Raw genomic sequence first — 1,341 nt, forward strand, 5'->3', positions numbered from 1 at the left:
GCACCCCAAAACACTCACGACCTCACCGCGCCAACCGCAGCGGTGCATGCTGGGTGTGTGCCGATGGGAACGGGCCCGGTGCGCTTGTGGCGCACCGGGCCCGTTCGGTACTGCACCCGCCGGATCGGCAGGGGATCAGGAGCGGATCATCTTGCGGAGGACGTACTGCAGGATGCCGCCGTTGCGGAAGTAGTCCGCTTCACCGGGGGTGTCGATGCGGACCTTGGCGTCGAACTCCACCTTGGAGCCGTCGGCCTTGGTCGCGGTGACCTTGACCGTCTCCGGGGTCTCACCGTCGTTGAGCTTGGTGATGCCCGCGATGTCGAAGGTCTCGGTGCCGTCCAGGCCCAGCGACTTGGCCGACTCGCCCTCCGGGAACTGCAGCGGGATGACGCCCATGCCGATCAGGTTCGAGCGGTGGATGCGCTCGAAGGACTCGGTGATGACGGCGCGGACCCCGAGCAGGCTGGTGCCCTTGGCCGCCCAGTCGCGCGAGGAACCGGAGCCGTACTCCTTGCCGCCGAGCACCACCAGCGGGGTGCCCTGCGCGGCGTAGTTCTGCGCGGCGTCGTAGATGTACGCCTGCGGGGCGCCTTCCTGGGTGAAGTCCCGGGTGTAGCCGCCCTGCACGTCGTCCAGCAGCAGGTTGCGCAGCCGGATGTTGGCGAAGGTGCCCCGGATCATCACCTCGTGGTTGCCGCGGCGGGAACCGTAGGAGTTGAAGTCCTTGCGGTCGATGCCGTGCTCGGTGAGGTACTGGCCCGCGGGCGAGTCCGGCTTGATCGCACCGGCCGGCGAGATGTGGTCGGTGGTGACCGAGTCGCCGAGCAGCGCCAGCACGCGAGCACCGGAGATGTCGGTGACCGGCGCCGGGTCCATCGCCATGCCCTCGAAGTACGGGGGCTTGCGCACGTAGGTGGACTCCGCATCCCACTCGAAGGTCTGACCCTCCGGGGTGGGCAGCGAACGCCAGCGCTCGTCGCCCTTGAAGACGTCCTCGTAGGACTTGGCGAACATCTCGTTGGTGATCGCCGAGTCGATGGTCTGCTGGACCTCCTGCGGCGACGGCCAGATGTCGCGCAGGTAGACCGGCTTGCCCTCGGGGTCGGTGCCCAGCGGGTCGTTCTCGAAGTCGAAGTCCATCGAACCCGCGAGCGCGTAGGCGATGACCAGTGGCGGCGAGGCCAGGTAGTTCATCTTGACGTCGGGGTTGATCCGGCCCTCGAAGTTCCGGTTGCCCGACAGCACCGAGACGACCGACAGGTCGTTGTCCTGCACCGCGGCGGAGATCTCCTCCGGCAGCGGGCCGGAGTTGCCGATGCAGGTGGTGCAGCCGTAGCC

1 protein-coding gene is annotated in these 1,341 nt (G+C 67.9%); it reads right to left on the reverse strand.

Features of this window, described 5'->3' with window-relative positions; translation table 11 throughout:
* Positions 1-135 precede the first annotated feature (135 nt).
* On the reverse strand, positions 136-1,341 hold a 1,206-nt coding region (locus ABTZ89_RS38690), incomplete at its 5' end, for an aconitase family protein (RefSeq protein ID WP_351054467.1).

It is taken from the genome of Saccharopolyspora sp. NPDC002686, from assembly GCF_040295745.1.
GTDB lineage: Bacteria > Actinomycetota > Actinomycetes > Mycobacteriales > Pseudonocardiaceae > Saccharopolyspora > Saccharopolyspora oryzae.